Below are 10111 nucleotides of genomic sequence, written 5' to 3'. Positions count from 1 at the left end.
ACTTTGAATTATATCTTAAATAACAATTATCTATTTATAGATAAAGAGAATAACTATCAATTAGTTTATATCAATCACTTTTACGACATCAATTCAAATGAAAACATTCATCCAAATTCTATTAAAACTATAAGCTTCAGTTGGAAAAAGTCGCAAGAAAGCAATAAAGGTATATTAACTGAAAAAGATAGATCATAGTTTGATTGTTAAAAAAAATTTAGTATGGATTATCTATTGCGACTTTATTTCTTATATAAAAAATAGCGTTATTCGATACTAAATCAAACCATGTAGGAAGTTTGTCAGTGAAAATAAAAGGTAAAGAATACAAGCTGTCTGATATTTCACTTATTGCTTTCGTTATTATTTTATTTATATGGACTGTAGACTTAGAATCAAATAAAGAGCTTGAAATATACCAACAAGAATTGGTTGAGAAAGAAAGCTGGCTTATATCCGAACTTGATAATATTGCTAAGTTTATGAACTTCAAAGTAAGCGATCATAGTCATTCTAATAGGGATGTGTGGTACACATCCAGATATGCAAGCCCCGAGTTTGATAAGAATAGACTGTTACATTTACATAGCTTTCTTCTCAAAGAAGGCTGGGTAGATATGACTGATAAAATTGACAAAAACGATTATATAGCTAATACCTCAAGTAGATCTGATAAAACAGCCAAACGTGTCCGTATTCTATGTAAGGATAAAGCTACCATTTTTATGTATATGACCGACATGCAAAATGATTATCTTATTGATTTATTTAAAGCACGTACTTTGGTGGAGCTTGAGTACGATTACAGCTTACCTTGTTATGACTTAAATGAAAAAAAATATGAAGATCCTAGTGCTATAGAATTGAATAATTAATATTATTTCCTAGAGCTTAATAGCTATAACAATTAACAAAAGGATTTTTAATGTATCAAAAAAAATTCTATACCTTAACTCAATCTATATTGCTAGCGACAGTGCTATCCAGTGGTTTGATAGTTTCTACTTGTTCAGCGAAACCATCAAACACACCTACATCGTTAAATCACCCCTACTGAGAAATACGAATTTGGCATTGCTCAATTCAATTTCAGTAGGTGATATCAGAATCACTGGAAAATCAACTATTTCTTTAGAAGTGAGTTTAAAGATTCTTATGATACCTTTGACTTAATATCAAGAAATTAAGATCCAAACGGTACAATCTATAAAATTTCAGGAAATTGGTCGAACTATATAAGCACAACTATTAAAAAGTAATCAAGGATAAAAATTGTTTAACAAACCTAAAAAATTATTAGTTCCGTTATTTATTGGTCTGTTAACTATAACTATATTGTTGTTTCTCAATCATAAGGTTTATCAACCGCCAGTTCTAGGTAAATTAAAACTAAGGTATATCTCTAGTGAAAATTACCAATTAATCTACAAAGGTGAAAAAATTGCAGGTAAAGTTACAGCCGTTGATAGCTGGTATGTTCATGAACCTTATGTTTATGGGTCAACTACAAATTTTGAAACATCAACAGGCGACGATATTGTGTACTTCTTCATTAATGTGTGTAGCGGTAATAGTTTTGAAACAGAGAATTTCATAAAATTTAAAAGTTATTTGGATAGCAAACAAATACCAGAAAATAAAAGAAACTGGATGAGTGGTGATAATGCTATAGACATCAAAAGAGCTGAGTACTCCTCAAATATCGACTGTAATGAATACTAAAGCAACTTATTTGTATGAAAGTAAATAAATTTTTTTCAGGATTATCAAAAAGCAATGCAATGGTATTTATTAGCCGCCGACCAAGGCAATCAAGAAGCCAGTAATCGCATTGGTAGATTGGTCATGGATGATAAAATCGACGGTACAGGCATCACTATCTACAGCACCCAAGAAACTGGTCTCACATTAGGTGATATTGAAGATATGAGCCAATGATAATGATGGCTGTGTGAGCCAGTAGCTTTTAACTCATACAGCCACTAGTTTATGAAATATCTAACAACCCCATCACTCCACCAAACCATCCAAAATCATTTTCACCTCCGTCACATATTGACCCAAATCTGGCTCTAAATTAAATCCTTCTACTGGTGTGGGCAAACCTTTCTGCTTGCCCAACCTGACGATGATTGCGTTCTCTTCTGGCAACACTAATACTCTCTGACCTAAATGACCAAGCATTGCATAAAACGGAATCGGACTGTCCATATCCGTCCACACTGAATGTCCATAAACTTGCGCCTGCCCTTCTGCAAATGCACCCGCGTTTGGCGTAATCATAAAATCAACATGCGCTTTGCTAAGCAGTTGCTCACCTTGCCACTCGCCACCATTTAATAATAACTGTCCAAATTTAGCAAAATCCAGCGCACTGGCGTTTAGACAGCAATATACTTTTTCAATGCTCTCTGAGCCGTCAAGCGACCAGTAAGCGTCACCTTGCATACCAAGTGGCTGCCAAAACTTCTCTTCCAAATAGCTGGAGAGGGTATAGCCATGAGGTTCTAACGCACGCGATAGAGCAATACCAAGCATTTGCGTATCGCCTGACGAGTATTCGAATTGACCGCCACATGGCTCGACAAAGTCTCGATTGACCATTTGCTTAACTAAGTCATGACCATAGTAGGATTCTGCGGTGGGGTTAATTGGAAAGTAGTAATCCTCCGTCCAATCATAGCCTGAGGTCATCGCTGATAAATCTGCGAGGGTACAGTTTTGCGCATATTGATTGTCCGCATATTCAGGCAACCACTTGGTAATCGGCTCATCAATGCTGCCGATATAGCCGTCCTCCACCGCTTTGAGATAGAGCATAGTTGTGACGGTTTTTGCCATCGAAAAGCTGTTGGTGTGCGAATCGCTACCATAACCTTGCCAGTAGTTTTCGTACAGTAGCTTGCCGTCTTTGATAATAGCAAAGGCCACCGTTTGGTCTGTATCTAAAGCATTCTGCAACGTTGTAGTGAGTTTGACTTGCTCAAAATTGGAATTTTTTTCCCATTCGATAGCATCTTTTGCGCGGATAGTCCGATTGTCAAAATCGATATAATCATCAATATTGGCAGTGGCTTCACCTTTCAAATAAGTGAGCTGTAGACCACGGAAGATATAGGCATTACCGGTCACTACTAAGCCCAAGCTGATAATAATGAGTAGCGCTAAAATAGGCAAAACGATCCATTTAAATAGGGTTTTTAACACTACCATTATAAAATCCTTTTTTATGGCGTGATTGATAGATATGAATATCGTTGATAGGATTTAATTTAGCATGGATAGGGAGGCTTGGGAGGGGGTTTTTTGAATAGTGAGTTTAGATTGTAGGCTGGGCTAAAATCCCAAATTACACGTGCTAAAATCATAATTTTTATAAAAAAGGACTTCATCCCATGAGTGCCACTAATGAAGACATTAAAGACCTCAATATTATTTCTGAAGAGATAAAAAATTTAAGAAATATTTTTAAGCGTTCTTCCGAATTGTATAAAAAGGAGTTTGATAGCGATATTGACCTTATGACAGCTCTATTACAATCACCTCAGAATGCTGCAGAACCAATTCAAAATCAAGTTCAGTTCTTTCTTTCCTCTAAAGCTCAAAGGAAACTACGTGAAATTGCTAAAAGACAGTGTTTATCGCTAGAAAACATAACAGTCAATGAATATATTTATGAAATCAGATATACACTGTATTTGCATTTGAAAAATAATGGAAGCTTTGATACGTCTGGATGCATGAAGTTGATATCAAAAGTACGTAAAAATATAGATAGAGAAGCTAAGGATATTACATACTTCTTACCCTTTAATGCACCTAGTCTCAGCCCTAAAAAAGAAATACAGATAGGTGGTGCGAAAATAATTCACAAGGATAATATTTATGCGAAAGTCAAAGATAATAGTTACTATGATTTTTTTATAAAAAACAACAACCCTGATAGTTTCAATTGTCTTCTTAGTATTACAATACCAAAATGCTCAGATAAAATGAGTGAAAGTAGAGCGCAGAATGTTGCAGCACTTATCTATGGCGTTATTAAAGTTTTTACTACCTCTTATGAGATCAAAGCTAATCAAGTAAACTTAATGAATAATCCCACCAAAAATAATATCAATCATTATATTGCCAGTAGTCGCGATGAATATTGGATTGGTGGTTCATATGCATTTGGCGAAGATTTACAAGATTTTTGGAACTATTTTGAAGAAGACTTAAAAACAGATTTAGGGTTCGTCATTAAAAAACTTATATTACGAGCAGCATCTCCTACTAATAAAGAGTATTTGGCTGACCGTCTAATTGATGCTTTTTATTGGTTCGGTGATGCTTCTAGAGACAATAATAGTAGTGCTCAAGTTGTTAAGCTAGTAACAGCAATGGAGAGACTAGTCACTATGAAAAATGAGGAAGAAAACAAAGGTATAACAGAAAATTTTTGTCGTAGAGTCTCCTGTCTGATTGCTATATATCGTGGCGAAATTGACGAGCGCTATAATGAAGCTAAAAAATTATATAAGTTACGATCAAATTTTGTTCACGGATTACAAAGTATTTACAAAACTTATGATACAGAATTAGGTTTTGACCCTTTTAAGCTTGCATATCCAGCTATACTTTCTGCATGTATAGGATTTTATAAGTTAGGCCTAGATCTGAACCCTTATGAAAAAAAGCTAAAAAATATGTATTCTGAAATATCCGAAATATGTGAAGATGAGCAATATAAAATAAATAAAGTTATAAATTCATAATAACCAAACCAAAAAAACGGCGAGATAATTAATCTCACCGCTTCTATGTTCGAACTAAGCTTTTAAATCAAACCTTAAATCGCTGCCGCAACCTCAGCACCATCACGAATCGCGCGTTTAGCATCCAGCTCAGCGGCAAGCTTGGCACCACCGATAAGATGGTATTGCGCGTCCGGTGCATCACCGACATTTGGCATCAGCTCAACCACAGACTCTTGACCGGCACAGACCACGACGCTATCGACACGGAGCAACTGAGTTTGGCCTTGATTATTGGTAATCCAAACACCTTCATTGGTGATCTTATCGTACTGCGCACCCGATACTTGGATGACACCGTGCGATTTGATATGAGCACGATGTACCCAGCCCGACGTTTTATTCAGACCACTACCCAAGCGACCTTTGGTACGCTGCATCAGATAGACTTGGCGAATAGGCTTGATGGCTTCAGGCTTAATCAGACCACCCTCAGTTTGGTAATCGGTATCAGAAGTTACGCCCCACTCTTCACGCCACTCGCTAACTGACTGTGCTTTTGGACGATAGCTTGGGTCTTTTAACAGCTCAGGGCCTAGCTCATCAAGCGGCTGACCATGCTTGGCGGTCAAATACTCACTAACATCGAAACCAATACCGCCAGCACCGATGACGGCGACGGTATCACCAACTGATTTTTCACCAGAGAGCAATTCAGCATAGCTCATCACTTGTGGCAAATCCGCACCTTCGAGCTTACCTGCGAGGCTTCTAGGCACCACACCAGTAGCGACGATGACATGGTGGAATTTGGCTTTCTCTAGCATGGCTTTATCGACTTTGGTATTGAGTTTAATCTCAACGCCTAAGTGCTCAAGCTCATTGATATAGTAGCGAATGGTCTCAAAGAATTCTTCTTTACCCGGGATGACTTTGGCGTAGTTAAACTGCCCGCCCAAGATATCTTTTGCTTCAAATAGCGTGACCTTATGACCACGTAGCGCGGCGACGTGAGCGGCTGACATGCCAGCGACACCGCCACCAATGACTGCGACCTTTCTAGGTTTTTTGGTTTTCTTATAAACCAATTCAGTCTCGTAGCAGGCTTGAGGATTGACCAGACAAGTTGAGCGTTTATTGGCAAAAGTATGATCGAGGCAAGCTTGGTTACAGGCGATACAGGTATTGATGCGATCGGCTTGACCATTTTTGGATTTATTAACCCAATGGGCATCGGCTAAGAATGGACGCGCCATTTGAATCATATCCGCCTGACCACTAGCGACAATCTCTTCAGCGGTTTCTGGCATATTGATACGGTTAGCCGCCATCATTGGGATGTTGATGTGTTTTTTAATTTCAGCGGTAAAATCAACAAACGCCGCACGCGGTACACTAGTGACAATCGTCGGAATGCGAGCTTCATGCCAGCCGATGCCCGTATTCATGATAGTCACACCCGCCTCTTCTAACGCTTTGGCAACAGTGATGACTTCGTCCATGACGTTACCGTCTTTGACCAAGTCAATCACTGATAAGCGGAATAGAATAATAAAATCTTCACCGGCAGCTTCTCGCACCGCTTTAACCACGTCAACTGCAAACTTCATACGATTTTGAATGTCACCGCCATACTCGTCCGTCCGTTTATTGACATGGCGCGATAAAAACTGATTCAGCAAATACCCTTCTGAGCCCATGATTTCGACACCATCATAACCCGCCTGCTTAGCAAGCTTTGCGCAACGGGCATAATCTTTTACCGTTTGCTCGATATTTTTAATGCTCATCTTACGCGGTTTAAATGGCGAGATTGGTGATTTTATCGGACTTGATGACACCACAAACGGTTGATAACCATAGCGTCCACTGTGCAAAATTTGCATGATGATTTTGCTGTCATACTTATGTGCTGCACGAGTGACACGCTGATGATTAATCACATCAGCTTTGGTGTTCATCGTGCCACCAACAGGCGACAACCAGCCTTCACGATTCGGCGCAATACCACCGGTAATCATCATCGCCACGCCGCCTTTGGCACGCTCTGCGAAATATGCTGCCAGTTTACCGTAATTATAAAAACGGTCTTCGAGACCTGTATGCATCGACCCCATCACTAAGCGATTTTTTAGCGTGGTAAAGCCCAAGTCTAACGGCTCAAATAAATGTGGATAGTGCTCATTGGTGCTAGCGGTCTCAATAGAATTGGCAGTGCGGCTGGCGGTCATATCATTTTCCTTATGAATGGTTTGTTGATCTAAACACAGTTTACAGTTTTACATGACTGGTATCGTAACACACCGCTATTATTATCAGCTACGCAGACGAGCGACTGATGAGTGAGCACTATATCGACAACCCTCTTTAATCGCGCAATTTTATGGTATTTGGTTAAGTAAAAACCACAAAATCAGCCTAACTTTGCCACGCCTTTGGCTATAATAAAGGCTAATTATCAATAGAAAAACCCTGAGCTATAAAAATAGCCAAACTCAAAGTACGATAAAGGACTATCTCCATGACTGACTTTCACACAGGTCTCGGCAAAACCCCTGCCAATTATCAACCGCTGACCCCCATCGATTTTATCATTCGCAGTGCACAAGTTTATCCTGACAAAACTGCGATTATCTATGATGACCTAGAGCACAATGACCTCACGCAGACTTGGCAACAGACCTACGATCGTTGCAGGCAGTTGTCGGATGGCTTACGTAAACTGGGTATTGATAAAAATGACACCGTCGCGGTCATGATGCCCAACACCCCAGCGATGGTCGAATGTGCCTTTGGCGTGCCCATGTCAGGCAGTGTACTTTGCACCTTAAATACCCGTCTCGATATCAATGCGCTTACCTTTTGCTTACAGCACTCAGAAGCCAAAGTGTTGATTTTAGACAGTGAGTTTGCTGATTATGCTGAGATTATCGATGAGACTTTTCCTAACCTAATCGTCATTCATGCGACAGACAACGCTATCGATGTCGAGCGCTTTGGAAAAATGAGCTATGAAGCATTGATTGCCAGCTCAGACAGCTTAGATAATTGGGAAAAGCCAGCAGATGAATGGGATGCAATTGCCTTAAACTATACGTCTGGCACGACGGGCAAGCCCAAAGGCGTGGTCTATCATCATCGCGGTGCGACCCTCAATGCGGTCTCTAATATTTTAGATTGGGACATGCCAAAGCACCCAATGTATCTGTGGACACTGCCATTATTTCACTGCAATGGCTGGTGCTTTCCGTGGACGATCGCTGAGCGCGCTGGGGTCAATGTCTGCTTGCGGAACATTGATGCTGATTTGATATTGCAGTTGATTGCCAAACATCAAGTCAGCCATTATTGTTCAGCGCCTGTGGTGCACAATATGATTGCGGGCGGCAAACCTGAATATAAAGAAGCCATCACTCATACGGTCAAAGGCTGGGTCGCTGGTGCGCCGCCATCTGAGACCATGCTCGCAGCCATGGAAGCGATGGGCTTTCACATCTCCCACGTTTATGGTCTCACTGAAGTCTATGGGCCCGTCACCGTCTGCGCAGAACAAGAAGAATGGGATACGCTTGATGTCGCTGGCCGCGCGCAGAAAAAATCCCGTCAAGGGGTGACGTCACATTTGATGACGGGATTTGACGTGTTCAAACAAGGCACGACTGAACCCGTTGCCGCTGATGGTGAGGAAATGGGCGAGCTGGCACTGCGCGGTAACATGGTCATGAAAGGCTATCTAAAAAGCCGTAAAGCGACCGAAGAAGCCTTTGCTGATGGCTGGTTCCGTACCGGTGATTTGGGCGTCAAATATCCTGATGGCTATATCAAAATCATGGATCGACTCAAAGACATCATCATCTCAGGCGGGGAAAACATCTCTAGCATCGAAGTCGAAAACGTCTTATATAAAATGCCTGAAATCCAAAGCTGTGCTGTCGTCGCCGCGCCACATGATAAATGGGGTGAAGTCCCCGTCGCTTTTATCGAAATCCATGAAGGTAGCACCTTGCAGCGCGATACCGTCATGGAACATTGCAAGCAGCATTTAGCGGGCTTTAAAGTGCCCAAATATATTGTTTTTGCCGAAATTCCAAAGACCAGTACGGGTAAAGTACAGAAATTTGAGCTGCGCCAAGCCGCCAAATCATTGGCACATGAAACGCCTAAAGTCACAGCAAGCGCCAAGTAGGGTTTTTCAACATTTAATGATTATTAAATAGCCATTAAATAAAAAGGGTCAGTCTAAATTTATTAGACTGACCCTTTTTTTTACACTGTCATGAGTAAAGCAATTATTTCTTATAATATTTTTGAGAGCTATCAACCAAGCTCATGTTAATTAAGTTTAGGTTCAAGCCATTGATAAATTAGCATGCCTACTATCATCGCTGGGATAAAGACATACGCTTGCCATTGTCCCGTCCCAAGCAGCACGATACCGGGTCCTGGACAAATACCAACCAAGCCCCAACCAATACCAAACAGCATTGCGCCGATAAGCAGTTTTTTATTAATAACGGTTTTATTTGGCATCTCAATTAATGTGCCAATCCAGCTGGTCTGTTGGCGCTTAGCCAGCTGCACACCGACTATCGCTACTGCAAGACCACCGCCCATCACCAGTGCGAGTGAAATATCCCACGCACCAAAGACGTCCAAAAATCCCTGCACTTTAACAGGCTCGGTCATACCAGATATCAATAACCCAAAGCCAAATAATAATCCAGCCAGTAATCCAATTATATTTTTTAGCATGGTTGTGTCTCGCTATTCTCTTCTATTTATAGTATCAAGCACTGTCAGCGCAACGTTCTGTCTATGGCGCTGTTTAAATCAAGCCCAAGCTATGCCGACCAATATAGACGGTCACAATACCAAACAACATAAAGGTCACCGTCGCTGCCATAGAACGTGGTGACAGACGCGCATTACCGCAGATACCATGACCACTCGTGCAGCCAGAACCCAAGCGCGTGCCGAAACCAACCAGTAATCCCGCCCCAATTAATAATGGCAAGGAAGTACTGATTTCTATATCAGGTAACGGTTTTCCCAGACCATATAGTATTGGCGAGACAACCATGCCAACTATGAACAATACCTGCCACATCTCTACTTGCTTGGGTTTAAGCAGATTTGAGAAAATACCACTGACACCAGCGATACGCCCAATACCTAATAGCAGAATGACCGTCGCTACACCCAGTATCAGACCACCCACTAAGGAGATTGGCGTAAATGCTTGCCAGTCTATTTGTATATTCATAATATTTACCTAGCTTGCTTGTTTTCTTAGTTGCTTAGTTGCTTAATTCATCGATAAGAGAACAACTCATATGACAACTTTCGATTTATTAAAAAACATTATATTATAAAAT

At 40.6% G+C, this 10111-nt stretch carries 10 protein-coding genes; 6 read left to right on the top strand and 4 right to left on the bottom strand.

Annotated elements, in window-relative coordinates; genetic code table 11:
• From JMY08_RS14095 to JMY08_RS13560, 4 genes are all read left to right on the top strand, one after another.
• Positions 1-198: hypothetical protein (locus tag JMY08_RS14095; RefSeq protein ID WP_227679693.1), on the top strand; the 198-nt coding region annotated here is incomplete at its 5' end.
• 107 nt (positions 199-305) lie between these two features.
• Entirely contained in the window at positions 306-875 is a 570-nt protein-coding gene (locus tag JMY08_RS13570; RefSeq protein ID WP_201593725.1) for a hypothetical protein, read from the top strand.
• Positions 876-1272: 397 nt separating this feature from the next.
• Positions 1273-1722, top strand: coding sequence for a hypothetical protein (locus tag JMY08_RS13565; RefSeq protein WP_201593724.1), 450 nt, complete (start codon positions 1273-1275; stop codon positions 1720-1722).
• Between the two features lie 54 nt (positions 1723-1776).
• Positions 1777-1938, top strand: coding sequence for a hypothetical protein (locus JMY08_RS13560; RefSeq protein ID WP_201593723.1), 162 nt, complete (start codon positions 1777-1779; stop codon positions 1936-1938).
• Between the two features lie 72 nt (positions 1939-2010).
• On the opposite strand, the gene JMY08_RS13555 is transcribed toward JMY08_RS13560, so the two are convergent.
• On the bottom strand, positions 2011-3213 hold the full coding sequence (locus JMY08_RS13555; RefSeq protein ID WP_201593722.1) for a serine hydrolase domain-containing protein: 1203 nt from the start codon (positions 3211-3213) through the stop codon (positions 2011-2013).
• A 182-nt stretch (positions 3214-3395) separates the two neighbouring features.
• On the opposite strand from JMY08_RS13555, the gene JMY08_RS13550 reads away from it, so the two are divergent.
• Positions 3396-4757 carry a HEPN domain-containing protein gene (locus JMY08_RS13550; protein WP_201593721.1) on the top strand — a complete coding sequence of 454 codons (1362 nt, stop codon included), beginning with the start codon at positions 3396-3398 and terminating at the stop codon, positions 4755-4757.
• Between the two features lie 74 nt (positions 4758-4831).
• On the opposite strand, the gene JMY08_RS13545 is transcribed toward JMY08_RS13550, so the two are convergent.
• The gene (locus JMY08_RS13545; RefSeq protein ID WP_194620690.1) at positions 4832-6967 is read right to left on the bottom strand and encodes an NADPH-dependent 2,4-dienoyl-CoA reductase; all 2136 of its coding nucleotides are present in this window, start codon (positions 6965-6967) and stop codon (positions 4832-4834) included.
• Positions 6968-7257: 290 nt separating this feature from the next.
• Here JMY08_RS13545 and JMY08_RS13540 point away from each other — a divergent pair, with 290 nt between their 5' ends.
• Complete coding sequence (locus tag JMY08_RS13540) at positions 7258-8922, top strand: AMP-binding protein (RefSeq protein ID WP_201593720.1); 1665 nt, start codon at positions 7258-7260, stop codon at positions 8920-8922.
• A 146-nt stretch (positions 8923-9068) separates the two neighbouring features.
• On the opposite strand, the gene JMY08_RS13535 is transcribed toward JMY08_RS13540, so the two are convergent.
• Positions 9069-9488 (bottom strand): DUF6691 family protein, encoded by a 420-nt coding sequence (locus JMY08_RS13535; RefSeq protein WP_201593719.1) that lies wholly within the window; start codon positions 9486-9488, stop codon positions 9069-9071.
• 73 nt (positions 9489-9561) lie between these two features.
• Positions 9562-9999 carry a YeeE/YedE family protein gene (locus tag JMY08_RS13530; protein WP_201593718.1) on the bottom strand — a complete coding sequence of 146 codons (438 nt, stop codon included), beginning with the start codon at positions 9997-9999 and terminating at the stop codon, positions 9562-9564.
• Positions 10000-10111: the final 112 nt, after the last annotated feature.

The sequence above is a fragment of the Psychrobacter sp. Pi2-51 genome (assembly GCF_904846665.1).
GTDB lineage: Bacteria > Pseudomonadota > Gammaproteobacteria > Pseudomonadales > Moraxellaceae > Psychrobacter > Psychrobacter glaciei.
The sequence above is the reverse complement of the archived record's forward strand: the minus strand, read 5'-3'. Positions and strand labels throughout refer to the sequence as shown.